General features: G+C 64.3%; 22 protein-coding genes and 1 tRNA gene. 12 read left to right on the forward strand and 11 right to left on the reverse strand.

The window, feature by feature from the left end; all coding sequences use genetic code 11:
• Positions 1-88 precede the first annotated feature (88 nt).
• Positions 89-1018 (reverse strand): phenylacetic acid degradation operon negative regulatory protein PaaX, encoded by a 930-nt coding sequence (gene paaX, locus KYT87_RS07500; RefSeq protein WP_104143160.1) that lies wholly within the window; start codon positions 1016-1018, stop codon positions 89-91.
• A 172-nt stretch (positions 1019-1190) separates the two neighbouring features.
• Between paaX and paaA the strand changes: the two genes are divergently transcribed.
• From paaA to paaK, 9 genes are all read left to right on the forward strand, one after another.
• Positions 1191-2180: a 1,2-phenylacetyl-CoA epoxidase subunit PaaA gene (gene paaA / locus KYT87_RS07505; protein ID WP_219991946.1), complete on the forward strand. Its 990-nt coding sequence runs from the start codon at positions 1191-1193 to the stop codon at positions 2178-2180.
• Positions 2181-2327: 147 nt separating this feature from the next.
• Entirely contained in the window at positions 2328-2612 is a 285-nt protein-coding gene (gene paaB / locus KYT87_RS07510) for a 1,2-phenylacetyl-CoA epoxidase subunit PaaB (RefSeq protein ID WP_006218245.1), read from the forward strand.
• Positions 2613-2626: 14 nt separating this feature from the next.
• Positions 2627-3391: a 1,2-phenylacetyl-CoA epoxidase subunit PaaC gene (paaC, locus tag KYT87_RS07515; protein ID WP_120154447.1), complete on the forward strand. Its 765-nt coding sequence runs from the start codon at positions 2627-2629 to the stop codon at positions 3389-3391.
• Positions 3388-3894 (forward strand): 1,2-phenylacetyl-CoA epoxidase subunit PaaD, encoded by a 507-nt coding sequence (gene paaD, locus KYT87_RS07520; protein ID WP_046802757.1) that lies wholly within the window; start codon positions 3388-3390, stop codon positions 3892-3894. Before paaC ends, paaD begins: the two co-directional genes overlap by 4 nt.
• A gap of 13 nt (positions 3895-3907) precedes the next feature.
• Complete coding sequence (gene paaE, locus KYT87_RS07525; protein WP_046802758.1) at positions 3908-4993, forward strand: 1,2-phenylacetyl-CoA epoxidase subunit PaaE; 1086 nt, start codon at positions 3908-3910, stop codon at positions 4991-4993.
• A 47-nt stretch (positions 4994-5040) separates the two neighbouring features.
• Positions 5041-6705, forward strand: a complete 1665-nt coding sequence (gene paaN, locus KYT87_RS07530; RefSeq protein WP_219991947.1) for a phenylacetic acid degradation protein PaaN — start codon at positions 5041-5043, stop codon at positions 6703-6705.
• Positions 6706-6719: 14 nt separating this feature from the next.
• Complete coding sequence (gene paaG, locus KYT87_RS07535) at positions 6720-7508, forward strand: 2-(1,2-epoxy-1,2-dihydrophenyl)acetyl-CoA isomerase PaaG (RefSeq protein WP_219991948.1); 789 nt, start codon at positions 6720-6722, stop codon at positions 7506-7508.
• On the forward strand, positions 7508-7978 hold the full coding sequence (gene paaI, locus KYT87_RS07540; protein ID WP_046802881.1) for a hydroxyphenylacetyl-CoA thioesterase PaaI: 471 nt from the start codon (positions 7508-7510) through the stop codon (positions 7976-7978). The genes paaG and paaI overlap by 1 nt, the downstream gene beginning before the upstream one ends.
• Before the next feature lie 101 nt (positions 7979-8079).
• On the forward strand, positions 8080-9399 hold the full coding sequence (paaK, locus tag KYT87_RS07545) for a phenylacetate--CoA ligase PaaK (RefSeq protein ID WP_104143165.1): 1320 nt from the start codon (positions 8080-8082) through the stop codon (positions 9397-9399).
• A gap of 135 nt (positions 9400-9534) precedes the next feature.
• On the opposite strand, the gene KYT87_RS07550 is transcribed toward paaK, so the two are convergent.
• From KYT87_RS07550 to radC, 6 genes are all read right to left on the reverse strand, one after another.
• Positions 9535-10941 (reverse strand): MATE family efflux transporter, encoded by a 1407-nt coding sequence (locus KYT87_RS07550; protein WP_219991949.1) that lies wholly within the window; start codon positions 10939-10941, stop codon positions 9535-9537.
• Positions 10938-12668, reverse strand: a complete 1731-nt coding sequence (locus tag KYT87_RS07555) for a glycosyltransferase family 39 protein (RefSeq protein ID WP_219991950.1) — start codon at positions 12666-12668, stop codon at positions 10938-10940. Before KYT87_RS07555 ends, KYT87_RS07550 begins: the two co-directional genes overlap by 4 nt.
• Before the next feature lie 124 nt (positions 12669-12792).
• Positions 12793-13059: a type B 50S ribosomal protein L31 gene (locus tag KYT87_RS07560; protein WP_006218255.1), complete on the reverse strand. Its 267-nt coding sequence runs from the start codon at positions 13057-13059 to the stop codon at positions 12793-12795.
• Positions 13060-13271: 212 nt separating this feature from the next.
• The gene (gene kynA / locus KYT87_RS07565) at positions 13272-14120 is read right to left on the reverse strand and encodes a tryptophan 2,3-dioxygenase (RefSeq protein ID WP_219991951.1); all 849 of its coding nucleotides are present in this window, start codon (positions 14118-14120) and stop codon (positions 13272-13274) included.
• 183 nt (positions 14121-14303) lie between these two features.
• On the reverse strand, positions 14304-14930 hold the full coding sequence (kynB, locus tag KYT87_RS07570) for an arylformamidase (protein WP_006218257.1): 627 nt from the start codon (positions 14928-14930) through the stop codon (positions 14304-14306).
• Between the two features lie 184 nt (positions 14931-15114).
• Positions 15115-15792, reverse strand: coding sequence for a DNA repair protein RadC (radC, locus tag KYT87_RS07575; protein ID WP_219991952.1), 678 nt, complete (start codon positions 15790-15792; stop codon positions 15115-15117).
• Between the two features lie 49 nt (positions 15793-15841).
• On the opposite strand from radC, the gene KYT87_RS07580 reads away from it, so the two are divergent.
• From KYT87_RS07580 to maiA, 3 genes are read left to right on the forward strand one after another with little or no spacing between them, the layout of a single operon-like run.
• Complete coding sequence (locus KYT87_RS07580) at positions 15842-16318, forward strand: peptidylprolyl isomerase (protein WP_006218259.1); 477 nt, start codon at positions 15842-15844, stop codon at positions 16316-16318.
• A complete protein-coding gene (ispH, locus tag KYT87_RS07585) occupies positions 16318-17295 on the forward strand; it encodes a 4-hydroxy-3-methylbut-2-enyl diphosphate reductase (RefSeq protein ID WP_046802766.1) in 978 nt (325 codons plus the stop codon). Before KYT87_RS07580 ends, ispH begins: the two co-directional genes overlap by 1 nt.
• A 54-nt stretch (positions 17296-17349) precedes the next feature.
• Complete coding sequence (gene maiA, locus KYT87_RS07590) at positions 17350-17994, forward strand: maleylacetoacetate isomerase (protein ID WP_120154450.1); 645 nt, start codon at positions 17350-17352, stop codon at positions 17992-17994.
• A gap of 33 nt (positions 17995-18027) precedes the next feature.
• On the opposite strand, the gene KYT87_RS07595 is transcribed toward maiA, so the two are convergent.
• The 4 genes from KYT87_RS07595 to KYT87_RS07610 all read right to left on the reverse strand — a co-directional run bounded on the left by KYT87_RS07595 (position 18028) and on the right by KYT87_RS07610 (position 21757).
• The gene (locus tag KYT87_RS07595) at positions 18028-19470 is read right to left on the reverse strand and encodes a DegQ family serine endoprotease (protein ID WP_104143172.1); all 1443 of its coding nucleotides are present in this window, start codon (positions 19468-19470) and stop codon (positions 18028-18030) included.
• Between the two features lie 78 nt (positions 19471-19548).
• Positions 19549-20883, reverse strand: coding sequence for an ATP-binding protein (locus KYT87_RS07600; protein ID WP_219991953.1), 1335 nt, complete (start codon positions 20881-20883; stop codon positions 19549-19551).
• Positions 20880-21539 (reverse strand): response regulator, encoded by a 660-nt coding sequence (locus tag KYT87_RS07605; protein ID WP_046802770.1) that lies wholly within the window; start codon positions 21537-21539, stop codon positions 20880-20882. The genes KYT87_RS07600 and KYT87_RS07605 overlap by 4 nt, the downstream gene beginning before the upstream one ends.
• Before the next feature lie 142 nt (positions 21540-21681).
• Positions 21682-21757, reverse strand: a tRNA-Thr gene (locus tag KYT87_RS07610).
• Between the last annotated feature and the right edge of the window lie 175 nt (positions 21758-21932).

Raw genomic sequence — 21932 nt, forward strand, 5'->3', positions numbered from 1 at the left:
ATTCAGCCGGCCTGCATTCAGCCGGCCTGCATTCAGCCGGCCGCCTGCACCGGGCAGAGGGTCCTTGACCCGCCCGCCGCCACGCCTGTCAGGCCGGCCGACCACCGAAACGGGATTCCACCTCGGCCGTCAGCGGCGTATAGCGCGCATTATCTTGCCCGGCGCGCGCGTTCAGATGCGTCTCCGACGCGTCGAAAACCTTCCAGTAGATTCTTCCGCACAGCGCGCGGGCGGCGTGGCCCGGCCAGTTGTCGGGCAGCATCGGGCCGGGCAGCTGCGGGTCGTGTAGAACGATCCGGCGCCAATTGTGCAGCAGCATGACCCGCACGACGAACGCGTCGGCGGGCGGCGGCGCGTCATCCAGCAATTTTTCCAGCGGGCCAAAGTTGCGGGAAAACTGGCGGTACTGCTCGGCCACGTCATCCAGGTTCCAGCATTGCGACGCCAGGCTGGCGATCGGCAGGCCGCCCGCGCCGGCCAGATCCCGGGCGGACAGCACCAGCGCCCGATCCGGGATGCCCAGCTTTTCAAGAATGTCGTGCGCGGCCCGCGCCTCGGTGTGCGGGTGGGCGAACAGGCCCGGCGCGATCATGCCGAACCCTTCCCAGACCAATTCCCGACGCAACTCGGCGCGCTCGGCCAGCCCGTTGCCCGTGCGCGGTAGCGCCACCAGCGTCCATTCCCCGTTCCAGTCCTGCGTTGCACCTTCGTAGATGCGCTGCGAGGCATGTGCGGTATGTCGCAGCCCCTGTTCCGAAATCAGGTACAGACTGCGCCGGCCATGTCGTTCCGATTGCAGCCAGTTTTGCGCCACCAGCCGGAAAACGCTGGTGCGCAACAGGCGTTCATTGATACCAAGCGGGGCCAGCAATTCGATCAGGTCGCCCAGCCAGATGGCGCCGCCGTGAGGGGCCAACGCGTCCCCCAGCAAGCTGACGCACAGCGATTTGGCGCGAGGCGGGTCGCTTTTCAACAAGCGGGACAGGAAACGGTCCAAAGGCGACGTAGGGTTTGCCATAAGGGGGGCCGCATGCGGCCGATATCAGGATCCGCAATATGATACATAAATCCAATGTGATACAGCTTTGCGTTTGACAATGGTTTTTTTGTATTAAATAATCCGCCTATGACATGACGGCGCTGCGGAACGTTTGCCTTGCGATTTCGCAAACCGTCTCAAGGAGACAAACATGTACGCTCAACTCGTCGAAACCGGCGTCAAGCAGGTCAAAACCGCCGACCAGCTTGAAGGCCCCGAACAGACGTTCCAGCGCCGCATAGACGATGGCGTGCGCATCGAGGCCAAGGACTGGATGCCCGATGCCTACCGCAAGACGCTGGTGCGCCAGATCTCTCAGCACGCGCACTCGGAAATCGTCGGCATGCTGCCCGAAGGCAACTGGATCACGCGGGCCCCGTCGCTCAAGCGCAAGGCGATCCTGCTGGCCAAGGTGCAGGACGAGGCCGGCCACGGGCTGTATCTGTACAGCGCTGCCGAGACGCTGGGCGTCTCGCGCGATGACCTGATTGATGACCTGCACGCGGGCCGCGCCAAGTACTCCAGCATCTTCAATTACCCGACCCTTAGCTGGGCGGACATCGGCATGATCGGTTGGCTGGTCGATGGCTCGGCCATCATCAACCAGATTCCGCTGTGCCGCTGTTCCTACGGCCCCTACGCGCGCGCCATGGTGCGCGTCTGTAAGGAAGAGTCCTTCCACCAGCGCCAGGGCTATGACCTGTTGATGCAGATGTGCCTGCATGGCACGCCCGAGCAAAAGGCGATGGTGCAGGATTCGCTGAACCGCTGGTGGTGGCCGGCGCTGATGATGTTCGGCCCGTCGGACGCCGATTCGCCCAACAGCGCGCAATCGATGGCCTGGAAGATCAAGCTTTTCTCCAATGACGAGCTGCGCCAGAAGATGGTGGACCAGACCGTGCCGCAGGCCGAATACCTGGGCCTGACCGTGCCGGACCCCGACCTGAAGTGGAACGCGGAACGCGGCCACTACGACTTCGGCGAGATCGACTGGAGCGAGTTCTACGCCGTGCTCAAGGGCAATGGGCCGTGCAACCGCGAACGCCTGGCCGCGCGCGTCAAGGCACACGAAGCCGGCGCCTGGGTGCGCGACGCACTGGTCGCCTACGCGGACAAAAAGGCGCAACGCAAGGCCGCTTGAGGCGGTCTGCAACGCCTGCCCGCCTGCAACCCGCGCCTGCAACCCGCGTCCGCATCCCGCGCCGCAACCCTTGCTGCAACCCATACCGCAACCTTCACTGCATACCGGTGCGCGCCGCGCGCGCCCGGCATTTCAAGGATATCCATCATGAGCAAAGACTGGCCTTTGTGGGAAGTGTTCATCCGCAGCCAGCACGGCCTGGCCCACAAGCACGTCGGCAGCCTGCATGCCCCGGACGCCGAAATGGCGATCAATCACGCGCGTGACGTCTACACGCGCCGCAACGAAGGTCTGAGCATCTGGGTCGTGCGCGCCTCGGACATCTCGGCCAGCAGCCCCGGCGACAAGGAACCCTTGTTCGAGCCGGCCAACAGCAAGGTCTACCGGCATCCCACGTTTTTCCCGATGCCCGAAGAAATCAAGCACATGTAAGGCGGCAGGCGGACATGGACAAGACTTTGTTTGAATACCTGCTGCGCCTGGGCGATTCGTCGCTCATCCTGTCGCAGCGGCTGGGCGCGTGGACCGGGCACGGCCCCATCCTGGAAGAGGACCTGGCGCTGACCAATACCGCGCTGGACCTGCTGGGGCAGGCGCGCATGTGGCTGACGCTGGCGGGTGAAGTCGAAGGCGCGGGCCGCGATGAAGACGCGCTGGCCTATCACCGCGACGCTCACCAGTTCCATAACGTGTTGCTGGTCGAACGCGCCAATGGCAACTATGCCGACACCATGGCGCGCCAGTTCCTGTTCGACGTCTGGCACTACTTCCTGCTGCAACGCCTGGAACAATCTTCCGACGAACGCGTGGCCGCCATCGCCGCCAAGTCCATCAAGGAAGTCACTTACCACGTGCGCCGCTCGTCGGACCTGGTCGTGCGCCTGGGCGACGGCACCGACGAAAGCCACGCCAAGATGCAGGCCGCCATCGACGACGCCTGGCGCTTTACCGGCGAACTGTTCGCCGACGACGCCGTGGACCAGGACGTGGCCGCGCGCGGCATCGGCTGCGAACTGGCCGCGCTGCGCGAACCGTGGCTGGCGCACGTGCGCGAAGTGCTGGAAGAAGCCACGCTGACTGTTCCCGATGAAACCGCGGCCAACCATCTGGCCTACCGGGGCGGTCGCCAGGGCAAGCACACCGAAGAGCTGGGCTACGTGCTGGCCGAAATGCAGTACCTGCCGCGCGCCTACCCGGGAGCCACCTGGTGAACGCGCTGGCGCCCGTTTCCGCCGACCAGGTCTATGCCTGGCTGCACGAGGTCCCCGACCCGGAGATCCCCGTGCTGTCCGTGGTGGACCTGGGCGTGGTGCGTGAGGTGAATTGGGAAGGCGACACCTGTGTCGTCGTCATCACCCCCACGTATTCCGGCTGCCCGGCCATGCGCGAAATCACGCAGGACATCCAACAGACGCTGGCCCGCCATGGCGTGGCCGACGTCCGTGTCGACACCCGCCTGGCGCCCGCCTGGACGACCGACTGGATGAGCGAAAAGGGCCGCGAAGCGCTCAAGGGTTACGGCATCGCCGCGCCCGCCGAGCGCGCCATCGACATTTCGGGCATCAGCCGCCGCGCTGTCGCGCCCGCCATCGCGTGCCCGCGCTGCGGCTCGCGCGATACGCGGATGGTCAGCAACTTCGGGTCCACGTCGTGCAAGGCGCTGTATCGCTGCGTGTCTTGCCGCGAACCCTTCGATTATTTCAAGACTCACTGAGAGCGGTTTCAAGATGAGCAACCAATTTCATTCCTTGAAGGTGGCCTCGGTGGCGCGCAACACGCGTGATGCCGTGGTCGTGACCTTTGACCTGCCCGACACGCTGACCGACGAGTTCGCCTTCCTGCCGGGGCAGTACCTGACCCTGCGCACGCAGCTGAACGGCGAAGAGCTGCGCCGCTCGTACTCGATCTGTTCCGCGCCGCACGACAAGCTGCTGCGCGTGGCCATCAAGAAGGTCGACGAAGGCGCGTTCTCCAGCTGGGCCAACCATGAACTGCAACCCGGCCAGACGCTGGAAGTGATGGCGCCCGCCGGCAATTTCACGGTGGATTTCTCGCCCGAGAACCAGCGCCATTACGTGGCCTTCGCGGTGGGCAGCGGCATCACGCCGGTGTTCTCGCTGGTGAAAACCGCGCTGTCGATCGAGCCGCGCAGCAAGTTCACGCTGTTCTTTGGCAACCGTGCGTCGTCGGCCGTGCTGTTCCGCGAAGAAATCGAAGACCTGAAAAACCTGTACATGGAGCGCTTCTCGCTGGTCTACGTCATGAGCCGCGAGACGCAAGACATTGAACTGTTCAACGGCCGCCTGGACGGCGATAAGGTAGACCAGCTGATGTCGGCCTGGATGAGCCCCGAAGACATCGATTACGCTTTTGTCTGTGGTCCGCAAACCATGACAGAAAGCGTGGTCGAGCGGCTGCAAGCGCGCGGCATTCCCAAGGCGAACATCAAGTTTGAACTGTTCGGCGCGCCCAAGGGGCCCCGCGCACTGCGTACCGGCCACGACGCCCCGCAGGCGCCAGGCAAGGGCCAGTGCGAAGTGACCGTGGTGCAAGACGGCCACAGCCGCATGTTCGTGATTGATAAGAATAAAGACAGCGTGCTGGACTCGGCGCTGGCGCAGGGAATCGAGCTGCCCTATTCGTGCAAGGGCGGCGTGTGTTCCACCTGCCGCTGCAAGGTCATCGAAGGCGAAGTGGACATGGATGCCAACTTCGCCCTGGAAGATTACGAAGTGGCGCGCGGTTTCGTACTGAGCTGCCAGAGCTTTCCGGTCAGCGACCGCCTGGTCATCGACTTCGACCAGGAAACCTGACGCGGCCCGTGCCGGTCAGACACCCCTAATTCATTGGAGAGACAAGCGTGTCCCAAAAATTCTTCGAGCGTCACCAGCCCGTGCTGGAACAATCCCTGGCGGCTGCCGCGCTGCGCGGCTACTGGAGCCCGTTTGCCGAATCGCCCAGCCCGCGCAACTATGGCGAAACCGCCAACGACGACGGCCGCGCCGCCTTCGAAGCCCTCAAGGGCAAGCCGTTTCCCCTGAACCTGCACGACGCCGACGGCACGGTGGGCGGCGAGAAATCGCCCTACGGTTTCGACCTTGGCATTACGTACCCGCATGTGCCGGTCGACAAGCTGATCGGCGCGTCCAAGCGCGCGCTGGAAGATTGGCGCCGTGCCGGTCCGCAAGCCTGGGTGGGCGTGTCGCTGGAAATCCTGGCGCGCTTGAACAAGCTGAGTTTTGAAATTGCCTACGCCGTGCAGCACACCACCGGCCAGGGCTTCATGATGGCCTTTCAGGCCGGCGGCCCGCACGCGCAAGACCGCGGCTTTGAAGCCGTGACCTACGCCTGGCAGGAAATGTCGCGCATTCCGGGCGTGGCGATGTGGGAAAAGCCGCAAGGCAAAAATGACCCCATCCGCATGGAAAAGCAGTTCACCGTGGTGCCGCGTGGCGTGGCGCTGGTGATCGGCTGCTCGACCTTCCCAACGTGGAACGGCTACCCCGGCATGTTCGCCAGCCTGGCCACCGGCAACACCGTTATCGTCAAGCCGCACCCGGGCGCGATCCTGCCGCTGGCCCTCACCGTGAAGGTCGCGCGCGAAGTGCTGCAAGAAGCCGGCTTTGATCCCGATGTGGTGTTGTTGGCCGCGCACGAAGCCGGCGACGACACGGCGCAGAAGCTGGCGCTGGACCCGGCCGTCAAGATCGTGGACTTTACCGGCAGCACCGCCAACGGCAACTGGCTGGAAGACAACGCCCGCCAGGCGCTGGTCTACACCGAGAAGGCCGGCGTCAACCAGGTCATCATCGATTCCACCGACGACCTGAAGGGCGTGGCGCGCAACCTGGCGTTCTCGTTGGCGTTGTACTCGGGCCAGATGTGCACGGCGCCGCAAAACATCTACGTGCCGCGCGACGGCATCAACACGCCGGAAGGCCGCGTCAGTTTTGACGACGTCGCGGCTGCCCTGGGCGTGGCGCTGGAGAAGCTGGGCGCCGACGCCGCCCGCGCCGTGGAATTGACGGGCGCCATCCAGAACGACGGCATCGTCGAACGCATCGAAAAGGCCCGCGCGCTGGGCCTGCCGGTGGTGGCCGACAGCAAGGCGCTGACGCACCCGCAGTTTGAAAATGCCCGCGTGCGCACGCCGCTGCTGCTGCGTACGGAAGCCGGCAACGCCGCCATCAGCCAGGAATGGTTTGGCCCGATCGCCTTCGTGGTGGCTACGGATTCCACCGCCCACAGCGTCGAGCTGGCGCGTGACAGCGTCATTCAGCACGGTGCGCTGTCGCTGTCCGCCTACACCACCGACCCGCAAGTGGCCGACCAGGTGCAGGACGCGGCCGAAGTGTCCGGCGTGTCGCTGTCGCTGAACCTGACGGGCGCGGTGTTCGTCAACCAGACCGCGGCCTTCAGCGACTTCCACGGCACCGGCGCCAACCCGGCCGCCAACGCCGCGCTGTCCGACACCGCCTTCGTGTCCAACCGCTTCCGCGTGGTGCAAACCCGCCGTCACGTCTAAGCAGGGCGACGCTTATGAGCTATCAGGATATTCAATTTGATTTGTCGGGCGGCATCGCCCGACTGACGCTGAACCGCCCGGACAAGCTGAACAGCTTCACCGCGAACATGCACGCCGAAGTGGCCGACGCGTTGACGCGCGTGGAAACCGAAGGCGCGCGCGTGTTGGTGCTGACCGGCGCAGGCCGGGGCTTTTGCGCAGGGCAAGACTTAAGCGAGCGCAAGCCCGCCGAAGACGGTACGCCGCCCGACCTGGGCGAAACCGTCGACAAGTTCTACGCGCCGCTGGTGCGCCGCTTGAACGCCTTGCCGTTGCCGGTTGTGGTCGGCGTGAACGGCGTGGCGGCGGGGGCGGGCGCCAACCTGGCGTTCGCGGGCGACATCGTTATCGCCAAGGCGTCGGCCAATTTCATTCAGTCGTTCTGCCGCCTGGGCTTGATCCCCGACACCGGCGGCACGTTCGCGCTGCCGCGACTGGTGGGCCGCGCGCGCGCCATGGGCCTGGCGATGCTGGGCGACAAGCTCAGCGCCAAGCAGGCCGAGGAATGGGGCCTGATCTGGCAGTGCGTGGCGGACGAGGAATTCGACGCCACCCTGGAACGCTTGGCGCAGCACTTTTCCACGGCACCTACCAAGGGTCTGGCATACACCAAGCGGGCCATGCAGGCCAGCCTGGGCAATGATCTGTCGACGCAGCTGGATCTGGAACGCGACATGATGCGCGAACTGGGCCGTAGCGCCGACTACGCCGAAGGCGTGGCCGCGTTCCTGGGCAAGCGCGAACCGCAATTCAAGGGGCAATGATGACCGTGCACGTTCCCCCCATTGAAGCGCCCAGCGATCCGCAGGAATTGGCGCAGGCCGTTGGCACCGTCATGTACGCGGGCGATGCGGCCTCGCAAGGCCTGGACATGAAGGTCGAGGAAATGGCGCCCGGCTATGCGCGGCTGACGATGCGCGTGCGCGGCGACATGCTGAACGGCCACAAGACCTGCCACGGCGGCTTTATCTTTGCGCTGGCCGACAGCGCGTTCGCGTTCTCGTGCAATTCCCGCAATGTCAGCACCGTGGCGTCGGGCTGCACCATTGATTACCTGGCGCCGGGTTTCGAAGGCGACTTGCTGACGGCAGTGGCGCAAGAGCGCTCGCTGGCCGGCCGCACGGGCGTGTACGACGTTACCGTTACCAACCAGGACGGCCGCAATGTCGCCCTGTTTCGCGGGCGGTCCTATCGCATCAAGGGCCAGATCGTGGGGGTTCCCGCCGAAGGCTGAGGATGACGGTCCAACGCCACTAGAACATTCGTCATCCAACAAAGATAGAACCCGCGCGCCGAGCGGACCGGCGTAAAGAGAAATTCAGGAGAGAGATAACCATGTCCAACACCATGAGCAAGCCGGGGCTGGACCCCATCGAGCATGCCAGCCAGGACGAGCTGCGCGCGCTGCAGCTCGAGCGCCTCAAGTGGTCGCTCAAGCATGCGTACGACAATGTTGCGCATTACAAGAAAGCGTTCGACGAAGCGGGCGTGCATCCCGACGACCTGAAGCAGCTGTCCGATATTTCGAAGTTTCCTTTCACGACCAAGAAGGAACTGCGCGACAACTATCCGTTCGGCATGTTTGCCGTGCCGCGCGAGCGTATTTCGCGCGTTCACGCGTCCAGCGGCACCACGGGCAAACCGACGGTGGTGGGCTACACCAAGGGCGACCTGGACAACTGGGCGAACCTGGTGGCGCGCTCGATCCGCGCGGCCGGCGGCAAGCCGGGTGACACGGTGCACATCGCCTATGGCTATGGCCTGTTCACTGGCGGGCTGGGCGCGCATTACGGCGCCGAGCGCCTGGGTTGCACGGTCATCCCGATGTCGGGCGGGCAAACCGAAAAGCAGGTGCAGTTGATCAACGATTTCCGTCCGGACATCATCATGGTCACGCCCTCCTATTTCTGCAATATTCTCGAAGAACAGCGCCGCCAGGGCATTGATCCGCGTCAAAGCTCGCTGCGTATCGGCATCTTCGGCGCCGAGCCGTGGACGGGCCAGATGCGTGCCGATATCGAGGCCGAAGCCGGTATCGATGCGGTGGATATCTACGGCTTGTCGGAAGTGATGGGTCCGGGCGTGGCCAGCGAGTGCGTGGAAACCAAAGACGGCCCGGTCGTCTGGGAAGACCACTTCTACGCCGAGATCATCAATCCGGACACCGGCGAACCGGTGGCCGATGGCGAGGCCGGCGAATTGGTGTTCACGTCGCTGACCAAAGAGGCGATGCCGATCATCCGCTACCGCACTCGCGACCTGACCCGCCTGTTGCCGCCCACGGCGCGCAGCATGCGCCGCATCGGCAAGATCACCGGCCGCAGCGACGACATGTTGATCGTGCGGGGCGTGAACATGTTCCCGACGCAAGTGGAAGAACTGGTGCTGAAGATCGCCCAGCTGGCGCCGCATTATCAGCTGGTCCTGTCGCGTACCGGCAATATGGACGAGCTTGAAATCCTGACCGAAGTGCGCGCCGAGTTCTCGGGGCTGTCGGAGGCCGAACGCAATAACTTGGGCAAGCAATTGCAGCATGCCGTGAAGACGCACATCGGCGTCAGCGCGCGCATCCAGGTGTCGGACGCCGGCCATGTGGAACGCACGCTGACCGGCAAGGCGCGCCGCGTGATCGACAAGCGACCGAAGGTGGTTTGATCGAGGCTGTCTGATCCGGTTGTTTCCGGTTTCAGCCGTCAATCACAAAAAAAGCAGCCGTCTGGCTGCTTTTTTTATTTCCGTAACCCCCGCGAAAAGGCGCCAGGGGAGGGCGCCAGGCAAGGGCCGCGTTGGCTACCGCCCCACGGCCAACGTGCGAACGATGCGGCGGTACCAGATGTGCAGCAGGATGGCGGACAGCGCCAAGCCCACCATTGCCATCAACCACATGCTGCCCGCGCCTTCGGGCGAGCCGGGCAGCAACGCGTTGCGGACGCCGTCCAGGCCACCCCGGCCGGGGCCAAAGCCGAACCACCAGCCGCCGACCAGCCCCACGCCCGCCAGCGCCACCACCTGCAACAGCAGCGGCACCACCGCAACCTTGTAGGCGCGCAGCAGGTAAGAGTTGATGCATTGCATGGAATCGAACAGGTGAAACAGCGGCAACACCGCCAGCAGCGTCGTTGCCACGGCAGCCACGCCGATGTCGTCCGTGTATGCGGCAAGGATCAGGGGCCGGCCCACCAACAGCACGGCGGCGGTCAACAATGCGCCGATCAGGCCCAGCGCCAGCCCGGCCATGCCGGTGCGATGCGCGTGCGCAAGATTGCCCGCGCCGATGGCCTGCGCGGTCAGCGCCGCGGTGGCCACGCCCAGCGCCATGGGCATCATGTAGCACAGGGCCGCCAGGTTCGACATGATCTGGTGTCCGCCCGTGACGTACGTGCCTTCGCGCGCCACCAGCAGGGCCATGAAAGTAAAGGCCGACACCTCGACCAGGTACGAGCCGCCCATGGGGATGCCCAGGCGCAGCAGTTCCTTCAACGTCTTCCAGTCGGGCTTGCCCACGCGTAGATTGAAGCGGCGATAGAAGCGATCGTGCGTGATGACCCAGAGGCCCAGGCCCAGGCTCATCCACGACACCACGGCGGTTGCCAGCCCCGCGCCGGTGGCGCCCATGGCGGGCAGGCCCAGGTTGCCGTAGATGAACAGCCAGTTGAAAAACGCCTTGAATGCAATGGCGGACAGGTTGATTGCCATGACCAGCTTTGGCCGTGACACCGAGGTGCCCAGCGCGTAGATGGTACGAAACACCAGCGCGGCCGGCAGGGCCAGCACCAAAGCCTGCAAGTAGGACCCGATCCGTTCGCGCACGCCCGGCGCGACGTCGCCCGACATCGACAACCACACGTCCGGGAACAGCATCAGCACCGCGCCCACCACGGACAAGCCCAGCGCCAGCCAGACGCCTTGGCCCCAGCTGCGGCCGACTTCGTCGTTGTTGCCGGCGCCGAAATGCTGCGCAAGGATGGGGATGAGCGCATGTACCACGCCCATGAGGCCAACGAAAACGGTGATGTAGATAGAGGCGGACAAGGCCATCGCGGCCAGGTCGCTGGCGCTGGAGTGGCCTGTCATGGCGGTGTCCAGCACGCCGAACGAAATGCCGGCCCACTGGCTGATCAGCACCGGCCATGCTTGTTTGGCGATGCCGCGCACAGTGGCGCCGAAGGATATCGGCGCCGCGTTGACGGAAGTCATCGGTTCGGGCCGACTCGCAGCAGTCGGAACACTTCCTGGCGATCGGCGCGGCGGCCGCCCTGCCACAACACGTCGGCCCCGTCGCTATAAGCGGCAGTGTTGTCGCGCAGGCTCTGGTTGTTGGTCTGTTGCAGGATCAGCGTGCACTTCGCGTCGAACGTGAAGGTCAGATTGTCGAAGATCAGGAACGATGCGCGCTGGCCGCTGCCCAGGCTCAGGCCACGTACACATTCGCCGGGCCGCGCATGTTGCGCCAGTGCCTGCGCCAGTTGGCCCGATACCGTGCGATAGCTGCGCGCGTAGTCCACGGCGGGTTGCCACAGCAGCACAAGCAGAATCCACGTTACGGTCAGGCCGCCGGCGGACAGCACCGTGCCGCGCCACAGCGCTTGCGGGCGTACGCGCAGGCGCCACACCACCAGCGCAATCCAGGCCACGGTAAAGATCACCGCCAGCGTGAAGGCGCCCCACGAAATGACGGGCTCGTAGCCGGTGGTCTGGCGGGCAATGTTGCGGGAAATCTGCGCCGGCCAATTGAAGTGCAGGGCCACCCAGCCGAGCCACGCGGTGGCGGCCGTCAGCGAAAAACACATGACGGCAAACCAGTCCAGCGTATTGACCACGCCACGGCGCAGCGTGGGTAACGAGAACGCGCCCAGCACGGCGCAGGGTACGGCCAGCATCACGTATTCGGAGTCGGACGCCTCTTCCAGTACGAACAGCACCAGTGCCGCGCAGACCAGCAGCATCAACGGCAGCCAGATGTGCGGGGCGTAGATCCATTCGCGCCAGCGCCAGACCGCCAGCAAGGCCAGCGGCCATGTCGGCCACAAGTACCAGGGCAAGTCGCGCAGCGTGCGGCCCATGTCATGCCAGGTCGGCAAGGCGAATGACGTCAGGTTCCAGGTCTTCCAGTTGCGGATCCAATACTGGCTGCTTTCGCTGGCCGGGATCCACCACGCCAGGATCAGCGCTACCGTCACCAGCACCGCCCACGGCAGCCAGCGCTTGCACTTCCACAATTGGCTGCGCGGATAGAACGCCAGCAGTGCGCCGATCATGATGGGAATCGCGCCCACCCAACCGCGCGTAAGGAAGCTTGCGGCCAGCGCGATGCCCAGCGTGGTGGTGCCGGTAACCGGCCGGTCGACGCTGCGCGCCAACGAATAAAAGGCCAGCGCCTGGCAGGCCATGATGGCGGGTACGACAGTGGTTTCGTGCGTGCGCTGAAGGATGCCCACAGTGGCCAGCAGCAGCAGCAGCGCGGCGTCGGCCAGCATGCGTCCGTAGTCGCGCGGTTCGGGTTCGCCGCCAAAGGGCAGCGCCAGGGGTTGTGCTTCGCTACGGCGGCCCAGCAGGTAGGTGCCGTACCAGACACTGGCGGCCGTGATGCCGAACCACAGCAGGTTCGGCAGGCGGCCGGCGGTGATGTCGCCGATAAACGGGCCGAACAGCCAGATGCAGATGGCGCCCACCCAGGTAATCAGCGGGCCTTCTTCGGCATGGGCCAGCAGCCCGACCTGGGGCAGCAGCCACGTGATGCCGCCTTCCCGGATGGCGGTGATCATCGTCGCCAAGCCAACCGCATCGTCCGTTTTCCACGGGTCGCGCATGAACAGGCCGGCCACGATATAGGCCAGCGCCAGGCCCAGCAGGATCAACCTGGGAAGCTTCGCGGTTGCCACGGACGTGAGCCGGGCAGGAGTGGAAAAAGAAAGTGGGGACACGGGCGTTAATGTAACCGAGGGATCAGGTTGCGCCAGCCCCTGGCTTGCAAAAAGCAGGCAAGGGAGGAAAAAAAAGCAGCCCGGAGGCTGCCTTTTTGCTGTGACTCCCGTAGGAGCAACAGGATCAGGAAGCGGACTTGACCGTGCCGGCGGTACGGGCGAAGCGGGCGCGGAACTTTTCCACACGGCCGGTTTCGACGATACGCGTTTGGGCGCCCGTATAGAACGGGTGCGATTCGGAGGTCACGTCGCACTTGAAGAGCGGGTACGTCTTGCCGTCGATTTCGACGGTTTCGCGCGTGTGCACGGTCGAACGGGTGATGAACTTGTTACCCGTTTGCAGGTCGGCGAAGACGACTTCGCGGTATTCGGGGTGAATGCCTTCTTTCATGGTGCTTATCCTAGGACCCGCCAAGGGGTCTTTCAAGTTGTAGGGTCGCCAGCCAGGACGCGTTATGCCGTTCACAGTAGAACGCCCACGCAAGGATTCCAGCCACGTATCCAAAAAGTAACCCCAAATTCTAGCACGGGTTTTTCCCGGTAGACCAGGGCGGGCAGGCCAGAATCGGCAGCCCTCCACCGGGCGCAAAAGGGGACGGGCCCTTACAGTTCCGTGCGCAGTTTCCAGATCTCGGGGAACAGGACGACATCCAGCATCCGCCGCAGGTAATCCACGCCCGACGTGCCGCCGGTGCCGCGCTTGAAGCCGATGACGCGCTCAACGGTTGTGACGTGGCGGAATCGCCACAGTCGGAACGCGTCTTCCAGATCGGTCAGTTTTTCGCCCAGCTGATACAGGTCCCAATAGCGATCGGTGTCGCGGTACACCGTCAACCATGCGGCTTCCACGCCTTCCGACGATTCATAGGGCTGGGTCCAGTCACGTTCCAGGCGGTCCGCCGGCACGGCGATGCCATGGCGCGCCAAGAGCCGCAGGGACTCGTCATACAGCGAGGGCGCGTCGTACGCGCTGCGCACCTGGGCCAGCAGGTCTTCGCGGTGCGCATGCGGTTTCAGCATGGCCGCATTCTTGTTGCCCAGCAGGAATTCGATCTGGCGGTACTGGTAGCTCTGGAATCCGCTGGAACGCGCCAGGTACGGCCGTAGCGCCGAATATTCGGGCGGCGTCATCGTGGCCAGCACATCCCAGGCATGAACCAGCTGCTCCATGATCTTGCTGACTCGCGCCAGCATCTTGAAGGCCGGTTGCAGCCGGTCGGCCGCCACGTTGGCGATGGCTGCGCGCAACTCATGCAGCATCAGCTTCATCCAGAGTTCGCTGGTTTGGTGCTGGATGATAAAGAGCATCTCGTTGTGCTCGGGCGACAGCGGATGCTGCGCGCCCAGCACCTGATCCAGATGCAGGTAGTCGCCGTAGGTCATGTCGCGCGTGAAATCCAGCTGCGCTTTTTCCTGGTGGACGATGTCTTCGGGGCGGTGCGGGCAGCTCATGCTTGGCCTCCGTGGCAGGGCGGGGCAGCGCGGCGGGCCGAGGCGGGCAATGCGCGCCAGCCCGGCGCGCAGGAACGGGCGCGCGCAAGCGCGACGGCGTGATCTGGGGAAAGGTTCATGGTCGTGCGTCTTTCAAGGCGGGCGGCCCGTATAAGGTGGCCGCCCGAAAGCCAGCGGACCAGCCTACAGTTCGCGCAATACGGCGCGTACCGGGCTGGCATCGGCCTGGACCAGCGCCAACGGCAGGGCGATCAATTCGTAATCGCCTTCGGGCACATCATCGAGAACCAGGTTTTCCAGTACCCGCATGTCGTGCCGCAAGATCGTATGGTGGCTGTCCAGGGTCTTGCTGGACGCGGGGTCGATGCTGGCGGTGTCCAACCCGATCAGCATGACGCCGCGTTCGGCCAGCCATTCGATGGTTTGGGGGGCATAGGCCGAAAAATCGTCCGTCCACCAATCTTGCGCCGCATGCTTGGCAGTGCGCACGAGCACGCGCGGCGGCAGGTTCAGCGCTGCGTGCGCCAGGTGGTCCGTGGTGATCAACGGGCCGCAATCAATGGCGTGGATGACGCGGCAAGGACCCAGAAATGGTTCCAGCGAGACCGCGCCGATGGCGGCAGCGCCGTTCTGATAGTGCAGGGGGGCGTCGGCATGGGCGCCGATGTGCGGCGACAGCGTGATTTCACTGACGTTGACCGGACAGCCGGGCGTCAGCGACCACTTCCATTGCTGGCGGTACGGCGTGTCGCCGGGGAAAACCGGTGACGCCGTGGAGACGGGCGGGGAAATGTCCCACAAGCGTTTCATCAGAAGCGTTTTCGTGTCGGCCGGAATGTTCCGGCGAATGGTCCAGCGGATGTTCTAGCGAATGGTCCAGCAAATGTTCCAGCAAATGTTCCAGCGCGAATAGGTTAAAGCCTAAAGCAATTCCGCCCGGCAGTCTAACGAAATCCGGCGGCTTGGGGCGTGCCGACAAGCACCCTGCCGCCCGCTACAGCCCGCCCAGTTCCGCCATGGATATGACCGACGCGCCGGCCACGATCAGGTGGTCGACCAGTTTAACGTCCACGAGCGCCAGCGCCTGTTTCAGCTGTTGCGTGAAGCCCCGATCCGCCGCGCTGGGCTCGGCCATGCCCGAAGGGTGGTTATGCGCCACGATCAGGGCCGCCGCGTGGTGGCGCAGGGCCTCGCGCACGACCTCGCGGGGGTAAACCGATGCCTGCGACAGCGTTCCGCGCGCCAGTTCGCCCGTGGCGATCACCCGTAGCTGGTTGTCCAGGTAGAGGGCAATGCAGTGTTCCACCCGCCGATGGCCCAGCGCCGTCAGGCAATACTGCTTTACCTGGGCGGGATGGCGCACGGAATGGGGCCGGGTCAGGTCTTCTTCGACGGCGCGGCGCGCCAGCTCCAGCAGGGCGGCCAGGGTGCAGGCCTTGGCGGCGCCCAGCCCCGGAACGGCCATGAGTTCCTCGGGTGTGGCCCCCAAAAGGCCGCGCAGGCCGGAAAAACGCTCAAGCAGCCGGTTGGACAGATCCACCACATTGGTGCCCGGAATCCCCGTGCGCAGCCCCAGCGCCAGCAGCTCAGCGTCCTGGAGCGCTGCTGCGCCGTGGCGTAGCAGCCGCTCTCGGGGACGCTCGTGTTTTGCCAGCCGGACAGACAATTTCATATAAGGCTCTAAAATCAGGGTTTATCCAATATCCATACGGTGGCAGATCTTGAGCATCGCCTCTAACGAAGTGAACGTTTTTGTCCGTCCGGATTCCTACCTGACGCTGCATTACCGAATCACGCTTGCGTCCGGTCCTGGCAAGGACTCTGTGTTCACGAATACTTTCGACGGCCGTCCCGGCACGCTGCAAATGGGCAGCGGCCAGTGGGCGCCTGGCCTGGAAGCCGCGCTGATCGGCCATGCCGAAGGCGAGAAATTCAGCGTCACCCTGGAACCCGCCGACGCCTACGGCGACCGCAACCCCGAACTGATCCAACGCGTCACGCGGGCGATGCTTGCCGAGCACGCGGGCGCCGACGCCACGTTCGAGCCGGGCGACCTGGTCGAGTTCACCGCCCCCAACGGCGGCCGCTACTCGGGCGTGCTGAAAGAAATCAACGATGAGTCGGCGCTGTTCGACTTCAACCATCCGCTTGCGGGCGTCCGCTTGCAACTGGACGTGGCGCTGCTGGGAGTTCTCTGATGAGCAAGGCCGTTACCGCCTCCGACGCCGAAGTCCTGCTGGCGCAGCCGCGAGGCTTCTGTGCCGGTGTGGACCGCGCCATCGACATCGTCGAACGCGCGATTGAACTGCATGGCGCACCGATCTACGTGCGCCATGAAATCGTCCACAACCGCTATGTCGTGGAAGACCTGCGCGCCAAGGGCGCCGTCTTCATCGACGAACTGGACGATGCGCCCCCGGGCGCCATCGTCGTGTTCTCGGCCCATGGCGTGTCCAAGGCGGTGCGGGCCGAAGCCGAGGCTCGCGGCTTGCAGGTGTTTGACGCCACCTGCCCGCTGGTCACCAAGGTGCACATTGAAGTGGCCCGCATGCGCGCGGCCGGCCGCGAGATCATCATGATCGGCCACAAGGGGCATCCTGAAGTCGAAGGCACCCTGGGCCAGGCGCAAGGCGGCATGTACCTGGTCGAAACCGTGGAAGACGTGGCGGGCCTGCAAGTCAGCGACCCGGAAAACCTGGCTTTCGTGACGCAGACGACGCTGTCCGTGGATGACGCGGCGGCGGTGTCGCAAGCGCTGAAGGCGCGTTTTCCCAGCATTGTCGAGCCCAAGAAAAGCGACATCTGCTACGCCACCCAGAACCGCCAGGATGCGGTCAAGGTGCTGGCGCCCGAGTGCGACCTGGTGCTGGTCGTGGGCAGCCCGAATAGTTCCAATTCCAACCGGCTGCGCGAAGTGGCCGAACGCAAGGGCGTGGCGTCCTACCTGATCGACGGCGCGCAATCCATTGACCCGGCCTGGTTGGTTGACCGCAAGCGCATCGGCGTGACGGCGGGAGCTTCGGCGCCTGAAATCCTGGTGCAGCAGGTCATCGACCGCGTCAAGGAATTGGGCGCCGTGTCTGTGCGCACCATGCCGGGCCTGGAAGAAAATGTGGCCTTTCCGTTGCCCAAGGGCTTGTCGCGCAAGTCCGCGCAGACGGAATCGCTGGAATAAGCAAGCGCCGCCCGCACGGCGGCACAGCGCCCAAAAAAACAAGGAGAAGACTTCATGCAGTTGTACAGCTACTTCCGCAGCTCGGCCGCGTATCGCGTGCGTATCGCCCTGAATCTGAAGGGCCTGACTTACGAATATTTGCCCGTACACCTGCTGAAGGACGGCGGCCAGCAACTGTCGGACGGCTATCGCAAGCTGAACCCGACGGCGCTGGTGCCGACCTTGATTGATGGCGATGCGGTGATCGGCCAGTCCCTGGCCATCATCGAATACCTGGAAGAAACGCATCCGCAGTCGCCGCTGTTGCCGGCCGATCCGATTGGACGCGCGCGCGTGCGCGATCTGGCACTGGGTATTGCCTGCGACACGCATCCGCTGAACAACCTGCGCGTGCTGAAATACCTGAAGCACACGCTGGGCGTGGACGAAGCGGCAAAAACCGCTTGGTACAAGCATTGGGTGCATCAAGGCCTGGAAGCGCTGGAAGCCCAGCTGGCACGCTCAAGCGCCACGGGCCGTTTTTGTCATGGCGACACGCCCACCATCGCGGACCTGTGCCTGGTGCCGCAGGTGGCCAATGCGCAGCGCTTCGAGTGTGACCTTTCCGCGATGCCCAACGTGACGCGCATCGATGCCGCCTGCCGCGAGTTGCCGGCTTTCGCAAACGCCGCGCCGGGCAAGCAGCCCGACGCGGAATAAGGGTAGCCGGCCGGCCGGATGGCCGGCAGGCCGTCAGCCGATCTGCACCGGCACGAAGATCTTGTCTTCGCCGCGCTGAACCAGCAGGGCCACGGTCTTGCCGGCCTTGGACAGCGCTTCCTTGACCTGGCCGATATTGTGCACCGGCACGCCGTTCAGCGACAGCAGCACGTCGCCCGGTTCGATGCCAGCCTTGGCGGCCGGGCCGGCAGAGCGCTCGATCAGCAACCCTTCGGTGCCCGAGGCCTGCTGCTCCTGCGGGCTCAGGGGGCGCAGGGCAAGGCCCAGTTGACCGCGCTGCACGTCTTGATCGCCGGACGCCGACTGCGTCTTGTCCTTCGGAACGCCGCCCAAGGTAGCGACCAGTTCCTTCGGAGCACCGGCGCGCCAGACGTCCAGCTTGATCTTTTCGCCGGGCGAAGCCAGGGTAATCATCGACGCCAGGTCGCCCGACGACACGATGGTCTTGCCATTGATCTGGCGCACCACGTCACCCGGTTGCAAGCCCGCCTTGTCGGCGGCACTGCCCTTTTCGACGCTGGACACCAGCGCGCCGGACGGCGAATCCAACTTGAACGAATTGGCCAGGTCCTGATTCACTTCCTGCACCGTCACGCCCAGGCGCGCATGCTGCACCTTGCCGTGTTCCAGGATCTGGTCCTTGATCTTATAGGCCACGTCGATGGGAATCGAGAACGACAGGCCCTGGAAACCGCCGGTGCGGCTGTAGATCTGCGAGTTGATGCCCACGACTTCGCCGCGATCATTGAACAGCGGGCCACCCGAATTTCCCGGGTTGACCGCCACGTCCGTCTGGATGAAAGGCACCGACGTGTCATCGGGCAGCGAGCGGCCCTTGGCGCTGACGATGCCGGCCGTGGCCGTATTTTCCAGACCGTAGGGCGAGCCGATGGCCAGCACCCATTCGCCCACTTGCAGCTGGTTCACGTCACCCACCTTGACCACCGGCAGGTTCTTGGCGTCGATCTTGAGCACGGCCACATCGGTCTGCGGGTCCGCGCCCAGCACTTTCGCCTTGTACTCGCGGCGGTCGGTCAGTTTGACGGTGACTTCCTTGGCATCCTGCACGACGTGTGCGTTGGTCAGGATGATGCCGTCGGCGCTGATGATGAAGCCCGAACCTTCGCCGCGCATCGGAACTTCACGCGACGGCATGCGACCGCGCGAGCCCGGTATCTGGCCGAAAAATTGGGCAAAGGGGTCATCGTCGTCGGCGGATACCTTGCGCGTGCCGCTGACGCTGATGTTGACGACGGCCGGGCCAAAGTCGCGCGTGATCTGCGCGAAGTTGGGCGGGCTGGAAGCGTTGATGGATGGCGTTGCGGCGATGGCGGTCGGGGCGTTTGCCGCCATCGACACGCCGCCCGTCACGGCGGTTGCGCCGGCGCCGCCAATGGCGCCAGCGGCCAGCAGCGCCAGCACAAGGCGCGAGGGTTTCATTTGCGAGGTCTTCATGTCGGCTCCTGCGTTCATGTTTGAGGACATGGCGCTATCTTCGGGCCTGACACTTAGGCGAATCTTAAATCGGCGTAATCAACGCAAAATGGGAAATCGCACGCGCGCGCGCAGCCCTTGGCCACCGGGCGCGTCCTCAAGAATGATGTCGGCGCCATGGCGATCCGCGATGGCTCGCGCGATTGACAGGCCCAGTCCGCTGCCGTGCTGCGTGTTGCCTTCGGCGCGATAGAAGCGGTCGAAGACGCGCTCGCGTTCGGCGGGGGGTATGCCGGGGCCCTCGTCGTCGATGGTGAAAGACGCCTGGTCCGCTTCGGATTGCAGATGTAGCCGGATGCGGCCGCCTTCCGGGCTGTGCTTGATGGCGTTGTCCAGCAGGTTGCGAGCCAGCAAGGTGAGGGCGTCCCGATGGCCTTGTACGCGCGCTTCGCTGACCCCTTCCATGTCGATGGCGATCGCCTTGGCATTGGCCTGTGCCAGCGTCTCGGACAGCGCCTGGCGCAGCACGTCGGCCAAGTCCACGGGGGCCGCGGGCGTGGGCTCCGACGCGCTTTCGTGGCGTGCCATGGACAACATCTGCTCCACCAGCCGGGTGGCGCGGTCAATGCCCGAGGCCAGGCGCTGTTCCGCGATTTTGCGGCTGTCGGCGTCGCCGGCCCGTTGCAGAGCCTGTAGCTGCAAGCGCAGTGCGGCCAGTGGCGAGCGCAGCTCGTGCGCCGCGTCGCCAACGAATTGTTTTTGCTGGGCGAAGGCGGTTCGCATGCGTTCCAGCAGCAGGTTCAATTCAAGAATCAACGGGCGGATCTCGTCGGGCAAGCCTTGCACGTTGACGGGCGACAGATCTTCGGGCTGCCGCGCCGCCACCTGGGCGCGGGCACGCTTGACGGGTCGCAGCGACCAACTGACGACGCACCACACCACCAGCATCAACAGGGGCGCCGCCGCCGCGATGGGTGCGATGGTTCGCAGCGCCAGCTCGCGCGCCATGTGCTTGCGCACGTTCATGTCCTGCGCCACCTGTATCACCTGAAACGGGGTGGCCAGCGCATACACGCGGTACGTGGTGCCTTCCATTTTGGCATCGGAAAAACCCAGGACGATCTGATCCGGCAGGGGGCGGCGCGAACGGGAATTGAAAACGCGCAGGCCGTCGGGTGTCCAGATTTGAATGATCAGATCGTCTGCCATGGGCGTTGCGGCGCCCAGGCTTTGCGTGGGGCCGGTGCTGAGCAGCCCATCGCCCGTGCCCAGCGACAGCGCAGTGCGTTGCAGCAGCGAATCAAAGATGTCGTCGGCCTGGGCCAGCGTGCTGCGATACGCGATAACGCCTTGCGCCAACGCGCCGACTACGATGGCGGCCAGCAGAAAAAACAGCAGGCGGGCTCTCAGTGAGTAGCTAAGCCTGATGCTCATGTTTTGGGGATGACATAGCCGACGCCTCTGACATTCTGGATCAGGTTCGGACCCAGTTTCTTGCGCAGGCCATGAATATAAACCTCAACCGCGTTGCTGCTGACGCTGTCTTTCCAGCTGTAGAGTTTTTCTTCTAGTTGAGCGCGCGAAAAGATCATGCCAGGGCGGGCGATCAGCGGTTCCAGAACGGCCCATTCGCGGGCGGTCAGCGCCACCGGCGTGCCGTCCACCATGGCGGCGTGCGATTGCGGGTCGATCGTGATGCCCTCATGTTCAAACACCGGTTCGGCGCGGCCGGCACTGCGGCGTATCAATGCCCGCATGCGCGCCAGCAGTTCGTCCACGTCGTATGGCTTGACGATGTAGTCGTCCGCGCCTGCGTCCAGGCCGGCAATGCGGTCGCTGACGGCGTCGCGGGCGGTGGCGATAAGGACAGGCGTGCGGTCCTTGCGGGCGCGTAGCTCGCGCAGCAAGGCCAAGCCGTCGCGCTTGGGCAGGCCCAGGTCCAGCAGGATGAGGTCGTAGGGGTCGGTACGCAGTGCCGATTCGGCAGCGCTGCCGTCCCGGACCCAGTCCACGGCGTAGTGTTCGGCGCGCAGGCAATCCAGCACGCTTTCACCAATCATGATGTCGTCTTCGACAAGGAGGATGCGCATGGTGGTCTTCGCTTGGCTGAATGAAAATCCAGCAAGTTGGACGCGCGGCGGGCGGGTGGAGTTCCCGTTGGGGGAAGCGGCTTGCCGACGTGGCGGGGCGCGGAAATGAAAAAAGCAGCCCGAGAGGGCTGCTTTTAGAATTTGGTGCCGGCAATAGGAGTCGAACCTACGACCTTCGCATTACGAATGCGCTGCTCTACCAACTGAGCTATGCCGGCAAGACCATTTGCTTGGGATTTGATCGCCTTTCCGGGTTGCGGAGCAACGAACAAAAGATCAGCAAAACATCTTTGTTCTTTCCAGTTCGCCGCCCTGTTTATGGGGCCTGATCTGGAAAGACCGAAATCATATCAGAGTTTTTTGGGGATGGGAAACGGTCGGCCCAAAAAGAAC

Source organism: Achromobacter sp. ES-001 (genome assembly GCF_019448355.1).
GTDB classification, from domain to species: Bacteria; Pseudomonadota; Gammaproteobacteria; order Burkholderiales; family Burkholderiaceae_B; genus Achromobacter; species Achromobacter spanius_B.